Source organism: Streptomyces sp. NPDC018610 (assembly GCF_044391765.1).
Lineage (GTDB): Bacteria > Actinomycetota > Actinomycetes > Streptomycetales > Streptomycetaceae > Streptomyces.
Map to the genome: position 1 here is coordinate 454,561 of NZ_JBISAL010000003.1, position 15,657 is coordinate 470,217.

Consider the following 15,657-nt stretch of genomic DNA (forward strand, 5'->3'; position numbering starts at 1 on the left):
CCGAAGCCTACTGCGCCAGGGGAGCGCGCAGACTGGCCGCACACCACCTTCGTCCCGGCCCGTCGCCACCGGGGCGCTGCGCGGGCTCGCCGCGGGGGCGTCCGCGCCGCTCGGCGGACGTCCCCGTGCGAGGAGTGTCGGTGCGACCGGTGTCAGCCGACGACACCACCGAAGGGTCCGCCGTGCCACATGCCGAGGAAGAAGCCGATGGCGGAGGCGCCGAGGCCGAGGATCAGCCCGAAGCGCTGGCGCGTCGTCACCGAGATCCACTGGCCGTACGCGCCGGTGATGATGCCCACCAGGCCCGCCCAGGAACTGAGCAGGTGCAGGCCGGGAGCGGTGAGTCCGGTGACGAACGCGGTCAGGCCCAGCACCAGGGTCACCAGCAGCAAGGTGTCCTGGAGCGGATGGGGCTTGCCGTCCGTGGCGAAGAGGCCGTTGCCGGCGGCGTTCGGTCGCATCGTCTGTGCCATGGGCACCTCCTGCGAAAGGCGGCGCATCGTAGCGCCGTACACACCCGAGGTGTCCAGATTGCCGGGAACGACGCACCGATTTCAACCGGAAGCGCGGGGGCGGGTACTCTGTACCCTCTGCACCCGTGTCTGCCGACCCGTGGTCCGCGAGGACAACCTGACGATTCCGCCGGTCGACCCCGTTTGTCAGTGCCGGCTGTTTTACTGGCGGACACGATTGCGTACGCATCACAACCCTCCTGCCACGGAACGACCGTGGCCGCTGAGTCCAAAGGAGGTGGGTTCCACATGCGTCACTACGAGGTGATGGTCATCCTCGACCCCGATCTCGAGGAGCGCTCTGTCTCCCCGCTGATCGAGAACTTCCTCTCTGTCGTCCGTGACGGCGGCGGAAAGGTCGAGAAGGTCGACACCTGGGGCCGTCGTCGTCTCTCGTACGAGATCAAGAAGAAGCCCGAGGGCATCTACTCGGTCATCGACCTGCAGGCCGAGCCTGCGGTCGTGAAGGAGCTCGACCGCCAGATGAACCTGAACGAGTCGGTCCTCCGGACCAAGGTCCTCCGCCCCGAGACCCACTGAGCCACTCGGCTCAGCCGGCCTCGGGATCCGAGTAGCAGCACCAGCAGCCAGCAGCAAACCCGCCGAGAGGTACCCCCATGGCAGGCGAGACCGTCATCACGGTCGTCGGCAATCTTGTCGACGACCCCGAGCTGCGCTTCACCCCCTCCGGTGCGGCGGTCGCGAAGTTCCGTGTCGCGTCCACGCCCCGCACCTTCGACCGTCAGACGAACGAGTGGAAGGACGGCGAGAGCCTGTTCCTGACCTGCTCGGTCTGGCGCCAGGCGGCGGAGAACGTCGCAGAGTCGCTCCAGCGAGGCATGCGCGTGATCGTGCAGGGCCGGCTGAAGCAGCGGTCCTACGAGGACCGTGAGGGCGTCAAGCGCACGGTCTACGAACTGGACGTCGAGGAAGTCGGCGCCAGCCTGCGCAACGCCACGGCCAAGGTCACCAAGACCTCCGGTGGCGCTCGCGGTGGCCAGGGCGGTTACGGCGGCGGCGGTGGCGGCCAGCAGGGCGGCGGCTGGGGCGGCGGCCCCGGTGGCGGCCAGCAGGGCGGCGGTGCTCCGGCCGACGACCCGTGGGCGACCGGCGCTCCCGCCGGTGGCAACCAGGGTGGCGGCGGCTGGGGCGGCGGCTCCGGCGGCGGTGGCGGCTACTCGGACGAGCCGCCCTTCTAGACCTCAGCGCCGGTCCCCACGGACCGGGCCGGGTCGAGGGCGGGTCGTACCCACACTTCTTGATCACACAGGAGAAACACCATGGCGAAGCCGCCTGTGCGCAAGCCTAAGAAGAAGGTCTGCGCTTTCTGCAAGGACAAGGTCACGTACGTGGACTACAAGGACACGAACATGCTGCGGAAGTTCATTTCCGACCGCGGCAAGATCCGTGCCCGCCGCGTGACCGGCAACTGCACGCAGCACCAGCGTGACGTCGCCACGGCCGTCAAGAACAGCCGTGAGATGGCGCTGCTGCCCTACACGTCCACCGCGCGCTAAGGGAAGGGTGACCGAATCATGAAGATCATCCTCACCCACGAGGTCTCCGGCCTCGGTGCCGCCGGCGATGTCGTCGACGTCAAGGACGGCTACGCTCGCAACTACCTGATCCCGCGGAAGTTCGCCATCCGCTGGACCAAGGGCGGCGAGAAGGACGTCGAGCAGATCCGTCGCGCTCGCAAGATCCACGAGATCCAGACCATCGAGCAGGCCAACCAGATCAAGGCCCAGCTCGAGGGTGTGAAGGTCCGCCTGGCCGTCCGCTCGGGCGACGCCGGCCGTCTCTTCGGTTCCGTCACGCCGGCCGACGTCGCTTCGGCGATCAAGGCCGCCGGTGGTCCCGAGGTCGACAAGCGTCGCATCGAGCTGGGTACGCCGATCAAGACCCTGGGCGCCCACGAGACGTCCGTGCGTCTGCACCCCGAGGTTGCCGCCAAGGTCAACATCGAGGTTGTCGCGGCCTGATCGCCGTGCTCGGCTGCGTCAGCTGAGAGAGGGGCCGTACCCACCGGGTACGGCCCCTCTTCGTGCCCCCGGCCGGTCGATGCCCGGAAGACGTGTCGGTGTGTTCCACGTGGAACGGCGCGAAGCGCAGCGACGTTTCACGTGAAACACCCTGAAGCGGTCCTGCGGAAGGCGAGGTTCGGGGAGTGCCGGGGTCAGCGTGTCGCGCCGGTCACCAGCCAGCGGCCCGAACGGGTGCGCAGCCACAGGGTGAGCAGGCGGACGGCCATCATGAGCGTCATCGCCGCCCACAATGCGGTGAGGCCGCCGCCGAACACGGGCACCAGAAGAGCCGCCGGAGCGAAGACCGCCAGGGTGAGCAACATCGCCGCGGCCAGGTACGGGCCGTCGCCCGCGCCCATCAGCACACCGTCGAGGACGAAGACGACACCGCAGATCGGCTGGGAGAGCGCCACCACGAGCAGCGCGGGCAAAGCCGTGTCCTTCACGGTGGCGTCACCGGTGAACAGAGGCAGGAACACCGGACGGGCCACGATCACCGCCAGGCCCAGGACCGCACCGACCGCGATGCCCCACTGCACCATTCTCCGGCAGGCCTCCCGTGCGCCGTCGGTGTCTCCGGCACCCAGGAAGCGTCCGATGATGGCCTGCCCGGCGATCGCGATGGCGTCGAGCGCGAAGGCGAGCAGGCTCCACAGGGACAGGATGATCTGATGCGCGGCGATGTCCGCGTCGCCGAGCCGGGCGGCGACCGCGGTGGCGATCATCAGAATGGCGCGCAGGGAGAGAGTGCGGACGAGCAGCGGAACGCCCGCCTGCGCGGACGCCCGGATGCCGGCCGCGTCCGGACGCAGGGACGTGCCGTGCCTGCGCGCTCCGCGGACGACCACGACGAGGTAGACCACGGCCATGCCGCACTGGGCGATGACGGTTCCCCAGGCGGAACCCGCGATGCCGAGTCCGGCACCGTAGACGAGGCCGGCGTTGAGGGCGGCGTTGGCGACGAAGCCCGCGACGGCGACGTAGAGCGGTGTCCTCGTGTCCTGCAGTCCGCGCAGGACACCGGTCGCGGCCAGTACGACGAGCATGGCGGGGATGCCGAGGGACGAGACGCGCAGATACGTCGTCGCGTACGGAGCGGCTGTGTGCGAGGCGCCGAAGAGGTCCACCAGGGCGGGTGCGGCGGGAAGGGCGATGGCGATCACCGCGGCGCCGAGGAGCAGCGCCAGCCAGATGCCGTCCATGCCCTGACGGATGGCGGCCTGGAGATCACCGGCGCCCACTCTGCGCGCGACGGCGGCCGTGGTGGCGTAGGCCAGGAAGACGAAGACGCTGACGGCTGTCGTCAGAAGGGCGGAGGCGACACCGAGTCCGGCGAGTTGCGCTGTGCCGAGATGGCCGACGATCGCGCTGTCGGCCATCACGAAGAGCGGCTCGGCGACGAGTGCGCCGAAGGCCGGGAGGGCCAGTGCGGCGATCTCTCGGTCGGGCCGTCGACGGGTGACCGTACGGCGTGCGGGGGCCTGTGTCATGGGCATCAATCTAGTCGTCCACAGGTAAGTGATGCAAAGCCGCTGTGATCCTTACAGATCGTTGCGCGTTGTGCACGTGTACGCCTCGTTCGAAGTCAAGTCGGCCCGAGCGGGGAAGTTTTTCTTCTGCACAGCCCGTGGACGGCAACTTCCCAGGTCAGCGGGTTTTGGCGGCAAGGGGAGAGGTCTTGTTCACAGCGCTGTCCACTGAGTCGTGCACAGGTTTCGCCGAGTTCTCCACAGCATCGGGCCAGTCGTCCACATGGCCTGTGGATAACCAGATTGGCTGACGGTGCCCGGGGGCCTACCGTGGTCCGGCGCCCGCTCCTCCCGCACGGCTTGTGAACCGTCCCGAAAAGACGCGAGGAAGTGGAGTCGGGCCTCCGATTTGTCAGTGCCGTGCCGTAGAAGAAGAGAAGCACGGCGAGGTCCGCTCGGCGGACGGGAGGAGGTGGCTCGGTGAGCATTTCCGAGCCCTTGGACGACCCCTGGGCCGACAGCGGTCCCAGTGATCGTCTGCCCGCCTCCCGGCGACGCCCCGACGGCGGCCGCGGCCGGGACGAACAGCACGACCGCGGCCGGGACAACGCCACCTGGGAAGGCGGAGGCTCCTCGTTCGAGCGCGTGCCCCCGCAGGACCTCGACGCGGAGCAGTCCGTCCTCGGCGGCATGCTGCTGTCCAAGGACGCCATCGCCGACGTCGTCGAGATCCTCAAGGGGCACGACTTCTACAAGCCGGCCCACGAGACGATCTATCAGGCGATCCTCGACGTCTACGCCAAGGGCGAGCCGGCCGACCCCATCACCATCGCCGCCGAGCTGACCAAGCGCGGCGAGATCAACAAGGTGGGCGGCGCCTCGTATCTGCACTCCCTGGTGCAGACCGTCCCGACGGCGGCGAACGCGGCGTATTACGCGGAGATCGTCCACGAGCGCGCGGTGCTGCGCCGCCTGGTCGAGGCGGGCACCCGCATCACCCAGATGGGCTACGCGGCCGACGACGACGTCGACGAGATCGTCAACCGTGCCCAGGCCGAGATCTACGCGGTCACCGAGCAGCGCACCAGCGAGGACTACCTGCCGCTGGGTGACATCATGGAGGGCGCGCTCGACGAGATCGAGGCGATCGGGTCCCGCAGCGGCGAGATGACCGGCGTACCCACCGGGTTCACCGACTTCGACTCGCTGACCAACGGTCTGCACCCCGGTCAGATGATCGTCATCGCGGCCCGCCCCGCGATGGGCAAGTCGACGCTTGCGCTGGACTTCGCGCGGGCCGCGTCGATCAAGCACAACCTGCCGAGCGTCATCTTCTCCCTGGAGATGGGCCGCAACGAGATCGCGATGCGCCTGCTGTCGGCGGAGGCCCGGGTCGCCCTGCACCACATGCGCTCGGGCACGATGACCGACGAGGACTGGACCCGGCTGGCCCGCCGGATGCCGGACGTATCGGCCGCCCCGCTCTACATCGACGACTCCCCGAACCTGTCGATGATGGAGATCCGCGCCAAGTGCCGACGCCTCAAACAGCGCAACGACCTCAAGCTGGTCGTCATCGACTACCTCCAGCTGATGCAGTCCGGCGGCTCCAAGCGCGCCGAGAGCCGTCAGCAGGAGGTCTCGGACATGTCCCGGAACCTCAAGCTGCTCGCCAAGGAACTGGAGATCCCGGTCATCGCGCTCTCGCAGCTGAACCGCGGACCCGAGCAGCGCACCGACAAGAAGCCGATGGTCTCCGACCTGCGTGAGTCAGGCTCCATCGAGCAGGACGCCGACATGGTCATCCTGCTGCACCGCGAGGACGCCTACGAGAAGGAGTCGCCGCGCGCGGGCGAGGCCGACCTGATCGTCGCCAAGCACCGAAACGGCCCGACCGCCACCATCACGGTCGCCTTCCAGGGCCACTACTCCCGGTTCGTGGACATGGCGCAGACCTGATCGGCGTGCCGCGGCACGGCGTGGGCCGAAATGAGCTCGACGCGCGCCGGTCGACCCGGTGGACTGGGGGCATGACGACACCTCAGGATGAGCTGCTTCCCGGCACCCGCCGTGCCTTGTCGCACCGGATCGCCCTGGCCCAGGCGGAAGGGCGGGCGCCGTCGCTCGTCGCGGCGGTCGTGCGGGGCGGGCGGACCGTCTGGCACGGTGCGCGCACGTCCGTGGACGGTCACGCGCCGGACGACAACACCCAGTACCGCATCGGGTCGATCACCAAGACCTTCACCGCCGTACTCGTCCTGCGGCTGCGTGACGAGGGCCTGCTCGATCTCGGGGACCCGCTGGAGAAGCACCTGCCCGGCACCGGCGCGGGGGAGGCCACGGTCGCCGACCTGCTGGCGCACACGGCCGGCCTGGCCGCCGAGTCGCCCGCGCCCTGGTGGGAGCGCACGCCCGGCGCCCTGCGCCCCGAACTCTCCGACGTCCTGGGCGAGCAGCCCCTGCGGCACCCGGCCGGCCGGCGGTTCCACTACTCGAACCCCGGCTACACGGTGCTGGGAGCACTGGTCGAGAAGCTGCGGGGCGCCCCGTGGGAGGACGTCCTGCGACGGGAGGTACTGGAGCCCCTGGGGCTGCGCCGCACCGGCGGTCGGCCGCAGGCACCGCACGCGGGCGGCTGGGCGGTGCACCCCTGGGCCGACGTGATGCTGCCCGAGCCCGCCGAGGACCTCGGCCGGATGGCTCCTGCCGGTCAACTGTGGTCCACGACGGGGGACCTGGCCCGCTTCGCGGCCTTCCTCGCCCGGGGCGACGACCGGGTCCTCGGCGCCGATTCGCTGCGGGAGATGCGCACCCCCGCGGCTCCGCCCCAGGAGGCGGACGTGGTGGCGGGGTACGCGTACGGGCTGGGACTCGAACTGCGCCGGTCGGGCGAGCGGCTGCTCGTGGGGCACTCGGGTTCGCTGCCGGGCTTCGTCGCCTCGCTGACCCTCGCGGTGGAGGACGACGTGGCCGCCGTCGTGCTGGTCAACTGCACCTCGGGCGTGCCGGCCGTCACGGTGGGCGCCGACCTCGTCCGGATCGTCGCCGACGCCGAACCGCGGATCCCGGAGCCCTGGCGGCCGTCGCGGGACGTGGATCCGGCGGTGCTGGAGCTGGTGGGGCAGTGGTACTGGGGGACGTACGCCTTCGGCCTGCGGTTGGGCGCCGACGGGCTGATCGCCCTGGAGCCGCTGTCCGGCAACGGCCGCGGTGCGCGGTTCCGGTCCGAGGGCGACGGGACCTGGACGGGGCTGGAGGGTTACTACGCGGGGGAGACGCTGAGGCCCGTACGGCGGGCGGACGGCTCCGTGGACCATCTGGACCTCGGATCGTTCGTCTTCACCCGTCAGCCCTACGACGAGGGGGCCGAGGTGCCCGGCGGCGTGGACCCGAAGGGGTGGCGGGGCATCGGGTAGGGCCCCGCGAGACGAACGGCGGGTGGGGCCGTTTCACGTGAAACACGAAATGTCCCACCCGGATCGGCGGCTGTCACAGGGGCAGCTTGAAGCCCACGTGGGAGGCCTCGAACCCCAGCCGCTCGTAGAAGCGGTGGGCGTCGGTGCGGGACCTGTCCGACGTCAGCTGCACCAATTGGCAGCCCGCACGGCGGGATTCCTCGATCGCCCACTCGACGAGCCGGGTGCCCAGACCGCTGCCGCGTTCGTCGGCGTGGACACGGACGCCCTCGATGACCGACCGGGTGGCGCCTCGCCGGGACAGCCCGGGAATGACCGAGAGCTGGAGCGTGCCGACGATCCGGCCCTCGCGCACGGCGACCACCAGACGCTGGTTCGGATCGGCGCTGAGCCGTTCCAGAGCGGCCAGATACGGCGTGAGGTCGTCCGGTGACTCGCGCCGGGCGCCCAGCGGATCGTCCGCGAGCATGCCCACGATGGCGGGTACGTCGTCCGGGCCGGCGGCGCGTATTTCGAGATCTCCCATGCTCGGCACCCTACGCGAGGCGTCGGGTGCCGAGGGGGCGTCACGCGGGAGCGGGCGCGTGCAACGACTCGACGACGCGGACCAGCGGTGCCAGCTCCGGGTTCTCGGCGGCGGCGTTCAGCGCCTCCCGCAACGCGGCGTCGTTGGCCGGCCGGGCCTCCTCCAGGAGTGCGAGGCCGGCCTCGGTGACGTTGGTGTAGATGCCGCGCCGGTCGGTGGGGCACAGATAGCGCTCCAGCAGTCCGCGGTCCTCGAGCCGGGTGACGAGCCTGGTGGTGGCGCTCTGGCTGAGGACGACCGCGTCGGCGACCTGCTTCATCTGCAGGTGGCCGCCGTCGCCGTCGTGCTGTCGGCTGAGGACGTCGAGCAGTGAATACTCGCGCACGCTCAGTCCGTGCCCGGTCTGGAGGGCGCGTTCGATGTGAGTCTCGATCCTCCCGTGCAGCAGGGAGAGGGCGCACCAGCCCTGGGCGAGCGCGGTGAGCGAGGGGTCCGTCGCTGTCATGGGCGTTTCCTCCATCCCGTGGGACTGCGTCCAGGATAGGGCAACACCGCGATATCCATCGTTTGCCATTAGCCCGCGTGTGCAACTATTGTCTGAGCACGTAAAGCGCACCTGCAATCGTTGGGAAGGTAGCCCCTCATGCCTCTCGCGCTTCTGGCCCTCGCGATCGGGGCCTTCGGAATCGGCACGACCGAGTTCGTGATCATGGGATTGCTCCCGGAGGTCGCCCACGACTTCGGGGTCTCCATCCCCACGGCCGGTCTGCTCGTGACCGGCTACGCGCTGGGCGTCATGTTCGGTGCCCCGCTGATGACCGTGCTCGGCACGAAGATCTCCCGCAAGCGGATGCTGATGCTGCTGATGGGACTGTTCATCGCGGGGAACGTGCTGTCGGCGCTGGCCCCCGCCTTTTCGGTCATGCTGATCGGCCGCGTGGTCGCCTCACTGGCCCACGGCGCCTTCTTCGGCATCGGCTCCGTGGTCGCGGCCGAGCTCGTCGCACCGCACAAGCGGGCCGGCGCCATCGCGATGATGTTCACCGGCCTGACGGTCGCCAACGTCGTGGGCGTCCCGCTCGGCACTTTGATCGGGCAGTCCGCCGGATGGCGCGTCACGTTCGCCGTGGTCGCCGGGCTCGGTGTCGTCGGTCTGGCAGGCATCGCCAAGCTGGTGCCCGACCTGCCGAGGCCCGAGGGCGTTCACCTGCGGCACGAGCTGGCCGCGCTGAAGAACGCGCAGGTGCTGCTGGCCATGGCGATGACCGTCCTCGGCTTCGGCGGTGTCTTCGCGGCCGTCACCTACATCGCGCCGATGATGACCCGCGTCGCCGGCTTCTCCGACGGCTCGGTCACCTGGCTGCTGGTCCTCTTCGGGCTCGGCATGGTCGCCGGGAACCTCATCGGCGGCAGGTTCGCCGACCGGGCCCTGATGCCCATGCTGTACGTCTCCCTGAGCGCCCTGGCCGTCGTTCTCGCGCTCTTCACGCTCACCGCGCACAGCCGTGTCACGGCGGCCGTGACCATCGTCCTGATCGGCGCCCTGGGCTTCGCGACCGTGCCGCCCCTGCAGAAGCGCGTCCTGGACCAGGCGCACGGCGCCCCGACGCTGGCCTCGGCCCTCAACATCGGCGCCTTCAACCTCGGCAACGCGCTCTCCGCCTGGCTCGGCGGCCTCGTCATCGCGGCCGGCTTCGGCTACACGGCGCCCAACTGGGTCGGAGCCGCCCTCGCCGCGGGAGCCCTGGTGCTCGCGGTCCTCTCCGCCGCTCTGGAACGCCGTGCCGGCGCCCCGAGCGCGGTCGTCGCGTCCGCCGCCCGAGCCGAGCAGCCGATCGCCGTCCAGCAGTGAGGGACCGCGTCCGGCACCGGCCGGCGACCGTACGGCAGGCCAGGGCCGCTGCCCCTTCCGGGCTGGGGCTGCCGTCCTGATCCACGCCCCGGCTGATCCTCCCCACCCACCACCCCCGTGCACTTGGCACCACCCTTGAGGAGAATTCCCCAGATGAGCACCACCACCGCCGTGGCCCCGCTGACCATCCAGGACGCGGAGGCCCTCGTCACCGCGGCCCACCGGGCGGCGGAGGCCTCCGGCGTCGCGGTCAGCGTCACCGTGCTGGACGCGGGCGGGCACCTGCTCGCCTTCCGCCGTGACGACCGGGCCGTCCTGATCTCCGGTGAGACCAGCACCCGCAAGGCCTACACGGCCCTGCAGCTCGACGCCCCCACCGCCGACCTGGTGAACGCCGTGCAGCCGGGCGGCGCTTTCCACACCCTGCCCACCGCGCTCGACAGGCCGCTGCTGTTCATCGCGGGCGGTGTGCCCGTGCGCCGCGACGGTCGGCTGATCGGGGCCATCGGTGTGGGCGGCGGCGCACCGGAGCAGGACCACGGTTTCGCCGTCACCGCGTTGGAGACGCTCGCCTGACGAGCACCCACGACGGCTCCCCGTGACATGACCGTCGGCGATATGACCGTCGGCCCCGCGAAGAACGCGGGGCCGACGGTCACGTGTCTCGACGTCCGGGCCGCGCTCAGCCGGCCGCCACGGTCAGCGGGGCGAACCGGCGGGTCCAGTCCCCGGGAAGCTCCGGGACGCCGTACGTCATGACGGAGTTGGAGAAGACCGTGGCCAGCCCGCGTCGTCCCGCCCAGGCCAGCAGCTCGTCGTGGCGGACGTCGATGTCGGTGCGCAGCGGGCGGTCGGTACGTGCGGCGAGTGAGGCGATGAGGGCCTTCGCGGTCTCCGTGTCCCGGGCGATCAAGGGGCCCACGACGTGGGTGTGCATGTTGGGCCAGGCCGCCGCGTACCCGATGATCCGGCCGCCGTCCTCGGCGACCAGGAGATGGTCGGCGAACGCGGGCAGCCGCGTGATGACGTGCGTGCGGTCGACTCCGAACACTTCCTCGTCCAGCCGGAGGATGCCGGTGATGTCCTCGGCGGTGGCCGTCCGCGTGGCGATGCGGGAGGGGGTGTCCTCCGGCACGAAGTGCCCGACCACCATCTCGGCACGGCCGGTGACCTTGAAGCCGATCTCCTCGTACAGCGGGCGGCCGGCGGGCGTCGCGTGCAGGGTCAGCGGCGTGGGGCCCATCACCGAGACGACATGACGCATCAGCCGGCGGCCGATGCCCTGCCGGGCGTACCGCTCGGCGACCAGGACCATGCCGATGGCGCCCAGGCCGGGCCGGCCCTGTGGGCCGTACTCGGTGACGACGCAGGCGGCCATGAGGCCCCCCTCGGGTGAGTCGATGCCGTACCCCTTCCCGGCGGTGAGGAGGAGGCCCCATTTGTGCTCCTCACGCTGCCACCCCCGGTTCTCGGACAGGTCTGCGCACGCGGTGAGATCGCGGATGGTCAGACGGCGGATGGGCAGGGCGGCGGGGGAAGGAGTCGACACGCTGGTCAGGCTGTCCGACGAGTGCCGTCGACGTCCACCCATTTCGCATCGCACGTACGTGCTTTTGGCCATGCCGTGGTGGCCTGGCCTGTGCCATGCCCGAGCCGGGTCCAAGCCGCGCTCGCTGTTTCACGTGAAACGGCGGCGCAGACCCCGCGAGCGCGGTGCATGACGGACCCGCGGGGCCGGGGGCCCGTGAGGAGCCTGCCGTCAACCGAGGTCAGGGGCGTGCATGGCACGGACGCCCTCGATGTTCCCGTCCAGGTAGTGGCGAAGCGACAGCGGCACGAGGTGGACGGAGGCGATGCCGACGCGAGTGAACGGCACGCGCACGATCTCGTACTCCCCCGCGGGCTCCTCCACCTCGGGGCCGTGGCGGAGGGACGGGTCCATCGACTCCAGACGGCAGACGAAGAAGTGCTGCACCTTCACGCCGGTCGTACCGGCGTCCGCACCGATGTGCTCCACGGTGTCCACGAAGCAGGGCACCACATCGGTGATCTTGGCGCCGAGCTCCTCGTACACCTCCCGGTGCAGGGCGTCGACGACGCTCGTGTCCTCCGGCTCGACCCCGCCACCGGGAGTGACCCAGTAGGGATCGACACCGGGCTTGGTGCGCTTGATCAGGATCAGGTCGTCACCGTCGAGAAGAACGGCGCGGGCGGTGCGCTTGACCACGGGTCGGACGGTCATGGGAGAAATGTGGCCCGGTTGGTTCCACGTGAAACATCGTGTGCCACGGCCATGTGAGTTCGTCCCACGGCACCTCGAACGGCTCAGCACCAGCGGGAGGCGGCCCGTAGCAGCCACTCATGAGCCCGTGCGATGTGCGGCATCGCCAGCGTGCCGGCGCGCACCACCAGGAAGTACGTACGCAAGGGAGGGACGGCGGGCTCATGCAGGGCCACCACGTCCCCCCGCGCCAGGGCGGAGGCGCACAGATAGCGGGGCAGCACCGCGAGCCCGGCCCCCGCCGCGGCACAGGCGAGGGCCGCGCGCAGATCGGGAACGATCACGGCGCCGGCCGCGGTCGGCCGGGAGTCGAAGACCGAGGCCCAGTACCGGGACACGAAGGGCAGCGACTCATGCACCTCGACCACGGGGACGTTCTTCAGGACGGACACGTCCTCGCCCCATGCATCCACCGGCCCCGTCTCCTCCGACCAGCGGGGGGCGGCGACCAGGACGTGCTCCTCGTCGCAGAGCGGGGCCGCCGTGAGCAGCGCGCCGCGTGGCCGGGCCGTGCCGATGGCCAGGTCGTGGTGCCCGGCGGACAGCCCGTCCAGGACTTCCTCGGCGTTGCCGAACGACGCGCGCAGGGCGAAGCCCTGGCCGTCCTCGCCGCTCAGCTCGGTCAGTGCCGGCAACGCCCGCTCCGCGGTGAACTCGGGCGGACCGGCCAGATGCAGCGTGCGTAAGGAGGAGTCGTCGTCCAGTCCCGACTCGGCGATCTCCACCAGGGCGTCGAGATGTGGTGCGGCCTTGTGGGCGAGCTCGTCACCGATGGACGTCGGCGTGACACCGCGGGCCTGGCGCAGGAACAGGGGGCGGCCCAGCTGGCGCTCCAGGGTGCGGATCTGCGAGGTGACGGCCGGCTGGGACAGACCGAGCAATGCCGCCGCCCGTGTGAAGGAACCCGCCCGGTGCACGGTCACGAACGTACGCAGCAACGCCAGATCCATGACACGTCCTCCCCTCGCCGTGGCTCCCCGTGTTCCCGGCTCCCCGGCCGCCCCCAACTATAAATATGTCGATAGGTTTCTGTCGTTACCGTGATTGGACACTGACAAACAGTCAACTAGCCTTGTGCACACGGTTCTTCACACGGAACCGAAGGCGGTCCGAGCCACGAGGGGGGAGGCTCGGACCGCCCGCTGTGCATGGCCGGACGCGGTCGGCAGGCGGTCAGTCCGCCGATTCGTCCAGAGCGCGCAGCACGTCCGCCACCAGGTCCGCCGGGTCCTCGGCGCCGACGGACAGCCGGATGAAGCCCTCCGGCACCGCGTCCCCGCCCCAGCGCCCGCGCCGCTCGGCGGTGGAACGCACCCCGCCGAAGCTCGTCGCGTCGTCCACCAGCCGCAACGCGTCGAGGAAACGCTCGGCACGCACCCGCGTGGGCAGCGTGAAGGACACCACACAGCCATAGCGGCGCATCTGCTGCGAAGCGATCTCGTGCGAGGGATCGTCGGTGAGACCGGGGTGGCGCAGCCCCGTCACCTCGGGCCGCTCGCGCAGTGCCTCGGCGAGGGTGAGGGCGGTCGCGTTCTGCCGGTCGACGCGCAGCTGCAGGGTGGCGATCGAACGGTGCGCCAGCCAGGCCTCCATAGGCCCCGGGATCGCGCCGACGATCTTGCGCCAGCGGCGCACGGCCGCCATCGCCTCGCCGCTTCGGCCGGTGACATAACCGAGCAGGACGTCGCCGTGCCCGGTGAGCTGCTTGGTCCCGCTGGCCACCGAGAAGTCAGCGCCCAGCTCCAGCGGACGCTGTCCGAGCGGCGTCGCCAGCGTGTTGTCGACGGCCACCAGGGCGCCCTGCGCGTGCGCCGCCCGGACCAGCCGCCGGATGTCACACACGTCGAGCCCAGGGTTCGACGGGGTCTCGATCCACAGCAGCCGGGCGCCGTCCAGCACGCCGAGCTGGGCGTCACCGCCGGTCGGGGCGGTGCGCACCTTGATGCCGTAGGCCTCCAGCTGGGCGCGCGCCAGGGGGAGGGCCTGGTAGCCGTCGCTGGGGAGGACCACGGCGTCCCCGGCCCGCAGCTGGGAGAAGAGCACCGAGGAGATGGCGGCCATGCCGGAGGCGAACACGAGCGTCTCCGCACCGTCCTGCCCGGGCGCCTCCAGCTCGCCGATGGCGCGCTCGAGCAGCGTCCAGGTCGGGTTCTCGTCCCGGCCGTAGGTGTACGGGCCCGTCGGGTCGCCCGGCAGGTGGAAGTGGGCGGCGAAGACCGGACCGGGCAGTGTCGGCTCGTGCTTGACGGGTTCGGGCAGGCCTGCCCGAACGGCGCGCGTGCCGTCACCGGCGCCGACGGGGAGCTCGCCTCCCTGCCCGGTGCCGTTCGTGCTGTCCGCAGCGGAATCGCTCATGCCGCCTGTCCCTTCGCGTGCTGTCGTGGCGCGGCGAGCGGGCCGTGTCTCGCCGCCCCCACCTTCTCAGAGCCCGGCGGCGGTGCCGTGCCGCCGGGGCGCTCAGTCCTCGTCCGGCAGCACCATGTGCAGCGCCCAGGAGACGACCGAGACGATGAGGCCGCCGAGGACGGCGGTCCAGAAGCCCTCGACGTGGAAGCTGAGCTGGAGCTTGCCGCACACCCAGGAGGTCAGCAGCAGCATCAGCGCGTTGACGACCAGGGTGATCAGGCCGAGGGTGAGGATGAACAGCGGGAGGGTCAGGATCTTCACCACCGGCTTGACCAGGAAGTTCACCAGGCCGAAGACCAAGGCCACCACGATCAGCGTGCCGGCCTTCTTGGCGGTGCCGTCCCCGCTCAGGGTGATCTTGTCCAGCAGCCAGACGGCGACCGCCAGGGCGCCCGCGTTGGCGATCGTCTTGACTACGAAATTCTTCATGTGTCTGATCGTGGCAGACGGGATCGAACACGAACACGGGCGAGGCGATGAAGGCATTCCGGCTGGACGAACTGGAGGCGGAGCGCGCCGCCAACGACGGCGCCTACCTCCAGTTCCTGAGGGAGCGGAACATGTCGGTCGGGCTGTACGCGCTCGACGCGGGCGAGGCCGATCCGCAGCGGCCGCACGGCCAGGACGAGGTGTACTTCGTCGTGAGCGGCCGGGCCTCGATCACGGTCGGCCTGGAGACGACCGAGGTGGCGCGCGGCAGCGTGGTGTACGTGCCGGCCGGAGTCGCCCACAAGTTCCATCACATCAGCGAGGACCTGAGGGTGCTGGTGGTGTTCTCTCCCCCGGAGGCCTGAGGTTCGGTATCAGGGTTCCCTAGGGGTCCGGTCAGGGGAGGACAAGGGATGCGGGACGCCCGCGGGGCCTGCTGTCGGCCCTAGCATCGAGTGCAGGACATCGACAGGGCCCGGCACAGTGCGGGCGAGAGGTAGGGACGAGGGCAATGCGAGAGATCTTCGCGGGTCTGCCGTGGTGGGTGAAGTGGGTCGCGGTGCCGGTCATCGCCCTGGTCGTGTTCGGCGGACTGATAGCGAGCGTGGTCGGCTTCGTGATCGGCCTGCTGTTCAAGCTGCTGGTCTTCGTGGCCCTGGTCGGCGGACTGATCTACATCGTGCGGAAGTTCATTTCGGGCTCGTCCTCGCGCAGCGACTGGTGAGCGTCGCGGGTCTCGGGT

19 protein-coding genes are annotated in these 15,657 nt (G+C 70.4%); 10 read left to right on the plus strand and 9 right to left on the minus strand.

Going from position 1 to position 15,657, the window contains the following annotated elements:
• Positions 1-152: 152 nt before the first annotated feature.
• On the minus strand, positions 153-473 hold the full coding sequence (locus ACH5A8_RS11440; RefSeq protein WP_399000493.1) for a hypothetical protein: 321 nt from the start codon (positions 471-473) through the stop codon (positions 153-155).
• Positions 474-761: 288 nt separating this feature from the next.
• Between ACH5A8_RS11440 and rpsF the strand changes: the two genes are divergently transcribed.
• The 4 genes from rpsF (at position 762) to rplI (ending at position 2,494) form a co-directional block, all read left to right on the plus strand.
• Positions 762-1,052: a 30S ribosomal protein S6 gene (gene rpsF / locus ACH5A8_RS11445; RefSeq protein WP_019324683.1), complete on the plus strand. Its 291-nt coding sequence runs from the start codon at positions 762-764 to the stop codon at positions 1,050-1,052.
• Positions 1,053-1,129: 77 nt separating this feature from the next.
• A complete protein-coding gene (locus tag ACH5A8_RS11450; RefSeq protein WP_399000495.1) occupies positions 1,130-1,711 on the plus strand; it encodes a single-stranded DNA-binding protein in 582 nt (193 codons plus the stop codon).
• 81 nt (positions 1,712-1,792) lie between these two features.
• Positions 1,793-2,029 carry a 30S ribosomal protein S18 gene (gene rpsR / locus ACH5A8_RS11455; RefSeq protein WP_003949403.1) on the plus strand — a complete coding sequence of 79 codons (237 nt, stop codon included), beginning with the start codon at positions 1,793-1,795 and terminating at the stop codon, positions 2,027-2,029.
• 18 nt (positions 2,030-2,047) lie between these two features.
• Complete coding sequence (gene rplI / locus ACH5A8_RS11460; protein WP_009189554.1) at positions 2,048-2,494, plus strand: 50S ribosomal protein L9; 447 nt, start codon at positions 2,048-2,050, stop codon at positions 2,492-2,494.
• A 194-nt stretch (positions 2,495-2,688) separates the two neighbouring features.
• Here rplI and ACH5A8_RS11465 read toward each other — a convergent pair whose 3' ends face one another.
• Positions 2,689-4,026, minus strand: coding sequence for an MATE family efflux transporter (locus ACH5A8_RS11465; protein WP_399000498.1), 1,338 nt, complete (start codon positions 4,024-4,026; stop codon positions 2,689-2,691).
• Between the two features lie 459 nt (positions 4,027-4,485).
• On the opposite strand from ACH5A8_RS11465, the gene dnaB reads away from it, so the two are divergent.
• Together dnaB and ACH5A8_RS11475 are read left to right on the plus strand one after the other, a co-directional pair.
• Positions 4,486-5,964: a replicative DNA helicase gene (dnaB, locus tag ACH5A8_RS11470; protein WP_399000499.1), complete on the plus strand. Its 1,479-nt coding sequence runs from the start codon at positions 4,486-4,488 to the stop codon at positions 5,962-5,964.
• Between the two features lie 71 nt (positions 5,965-6,035).
• Entirely contained in the window at positions 6,036-7,421 is a 1,386-nt protein-coding gene (locus tag ACH5A8_RS11475) for a serine hydrolase domain-containing protein (RefSeq protein ID WP_399000501.1), read from the plus strand.
• 73 nt (positions 7,422-7,494) lie between these two features.
• On the opposite strand, the gene ACH5A8_RS11480 is transcribed toward ACH5A8_RS11475, so the two are convergent.
• Both ACH5A8_RS11480 and ACH5A8_RS11485 read right to left on the minus strand, forming a co-directional pair.
• Positions 7,495-7,947, minus strand: coding sequence for a GNAT family N-acetyltransferase (locus ACH5A8_RS11480; protein ID WP_399000503.1), 453 nt, complete (start codon positions 7,945-7,947; stop codon positions 7,495-7,497).
• Between the two features lie 40 nt (positions 7,948-7,987).
• Entirely contained in the window at positions 7,988-8,452 is a 465-nt protein-coding gene (locus ACH5A8_RS11485; RefSeq protein ID WP_399000505.1) for a MarR family winged helix-turn-helix transcriptional regulator, read from the minus strand.
• A gap of 138 nt (positions 8,453-8,590) precedes the next feature.
• Here ACH5A8_RS11485 and ACH5A8_RS11490 point away from each other — a divergent pair, with 138 nt between their 5' ends.
• Positions 8,591-9,799 carry an MFS transporter gene (locus tag ACH5A8_RS11490; protein WP_399000507.1) on the plus strand — a complete coding sequence of 403 codons (1,209 nt, stop codon included), beginning with the start codon at positions 8,591-8,593 and terminating at the stop codon, positions 9,797-9,799.
• Between the two features lie 153 nt (positions 9,800-9,952).
• Positions 9,953-10,375: a heme-binding protein gene (locus ACH5A8_RS11495; protein WP_399000509.1), complete on the plus strand. Its 423-nt coding sequence runs from the start codon at positions 9,953-9,955 to the stop codon at positions 10,373-10,375.
• Positions 10,376-10,481: 106 nt separating this feature from the next.
• Here ACH5A8_RS11495 and ACH5A8_RS11500 read toward each other — a convergent pair whose 3' ends face one another.
• From ACH5A8_RS11500 to ACH5A8_RS11520, 5 genes are all read right to left on the minus strand, one after another.
• The gene (locus ACH5A8_RS11500) at positions 10,482-11,348 is read right to left on the minus strand and encodes a GNAT family N-acetyltransferase (protein WP_399000511.1); all 867 of its coding nucleotides are present in this window, start codon (positions 11,346-11,348) and stop codon (positions 10,482-10,484) included.
• A 210-nt stretch (positions 11,349-11,558) separates the two neighbouring features.
• Complete coding sequence (locus ACH5A8_RS11505; protein WP_399000513.1) at positions 11,559-12,041, minus strand: NUDIX domain-containing protein; 483 nt, start codon at positions 12,039-12,041, stop codon at positions 11,559-11,561.
• A gap of 83 nt (positions 12,042-12,124) precedes the next feature.
• Entirely contained in the window at positions 12,125-13,030 is a 906-nt protein-coding gene (locus ACH5A8_RS11510) for a LysR family transcriptional regulator (RefSeq protein WP_399000515.1), read from the minus strand.
• Positions 13,031-13,253: 223 nt separating this feature from the next.
• On the minus strand, positions 13,254-14,435 hold the full coding sequence (locus ACH5A8_RS11515) for a cystathionine gamma-lyase (RefSeq protein ID WP_399000517.1): 1,182 nt from the start codon (positions 14,433-14,435) through the stop codon (positions 13,254-13,256).
• Between the two features lie 102 nt (positions 14,436-14,537).
• A complete protein-coding gene (locus ACH5A8_RS11520; protein ID WP_399000519.1) occupies positions 14,538-14,915 on the minus strand; it encodes a phage holin family protein in 378 nt (125 codons plus the stop codon).
• A gap of 47 nt (positions 14,916-14,962) precedes the next feature.
• On the opposite strand from ACH5A8_RS11520, the gene ACH5A8_RS11525 reads away from it, so the two are divergent.
• Both ACH5A8_RS11525 and ACH5A8_RS11530 read left to right on the plus strand, forming a co-directional pair.
• Complete coding sequence (locus ACH5A8_RS11525; RefSeq protein WP_399000521.1) at positions 14,963-15,280, plus strand: cupin domain-containing protein; 318 nt, start codon at positions 14,963-14,965, stop codon at positions 15,278-15,280.
• 146 nt (positions 15,281-15,426) lie between these two features.
• Positions 15,427-15,639, plus strand: coding sequence for a DUF5326 family protein (locus ACH5A8_RS11530; RefSeq protein WP_399000523.1), 213 nt, complete (start codon positions 15,427-15,429; stop codon positions 15,637-15,639).
• Positions 15,640-15,657: the final 18 nt, after the last annotated feature.

Coding starts and splice junctions, on each gene's coding strand:
- ACH5A8_RS11440 (WP_399000493.1), bottom strand. CDS start 473: ATGGCACAGACGATGCGACCGAACGCCGCCGGCAACGGCCTCTTCGCC.
- rpsF (WP_019324683.1), top strand. CDS start 762: ATGCGTCACTACGAGGTGATGGTCATCCTCGACCCCGATCTCGAGGAG.
- ACH5A8_RS11450 (WP_399000495.1), top strand. CDS start 1,130: ATGGCAGGCGAGACCGTCATCACGGTCGTCGGCAATCTTGTCGACGAC.
- rpsR (WP_003949403.1), top strand. CDS start 1,793: ATGGCGAAGCCGCCTGTGCGCAAGCCTAAGAAGAAGGTCTGCGCTTTC.
- rplI (WP_009189554.1), top strand. CDS start 2,048: ATGAAGATCATCCTCACCCACGAGGTCTCCGGCCTCGGTGCCGCCGGC.
- ACH5A8_RS11465 (WP_399000498.1), bottom strand. CDS start 4,026: ATGACACAGGCCCCCGCACGCCGTACGGTCACCCGTCGACGGCCCGAC.
- ACH5A8_RS11475 (WP_399000501.1), top strand. CDS start 6,036: ATGACGACACCTCAGGATGAGCTGCTTCCCGGCACCCGCCGTGCCTTG.
- ACH5A8_RS11480 (WP_399000503.1), bottom strand. CDS start 7,947: ATGGGAGATCTCGAAATACGCGCCGCCGGCCCGGACGACGTACCCGCC.
- ACH5A8_RS11485 (WP_399000505.1), bottom strand. CDS start 8,452: ATGACAGCGACGGACCCCTCGCTCACCGCGCTCGCCCAGGGCTGGTGC.
- ACH5A8_RS11490 (WP_399000507.1), top strand. CDS start 8,591: ATGCCTCTCGCGCTTCTGGCCCTCGCGATCGGGGCCTTCGGAATCGGC.
- ACH5A8_RS11495 (WP_399000509.1), top strand. CDS start 9,953: ATGAGCACCACCACCGCCGTGGCCCCGCTGACCATCCAGGACGCGGAG.
- ACH5A8_RS11505 (WP_399000513.1), bottom strand. CDS start 12,041: ATGACCGTCCGACCCGTGGTCAAGCGCACCGCCCGCGCCGTTCTTCTC.
- ACH5A8_RS11510 (WP_399000515.1), bottom strand. CDS start 13,030: ATGGATCTGGCGTTGCTGCGTACGTTCGTGACCGTGCACCGGGCGGGT.
- ACH5A8_RS11515 (WP_399000517.1), bottom strand. CDS start 14,435: ATGAGCGATTCCGCTGCGGACAGCACGAACGGCACCGGGCAGGGAGGC.
- ACH5A8_RS11520 (WP_399000519.1), bottom strand. CDS start 14,915: ATGAAGAATTTCGTAGTCAAGACGATCGCCAACGCGGGCGCCCTGGCG.
- ACH5A8_RS11525 (WP_399000521.1), top strand. CDS start 14,963: ATGAAGGCATTCCGGCTGGACGAACTGGAGGCGGAGCGCGCCGCCAAC.
- ACH5A8_RS11530 (WP_399000523.1), top strand. CDS start 15,427: ATGCGAGAGATCTTCGCGGGTCTGCCGTGGTGGGTGAAGTGGGTCGCG.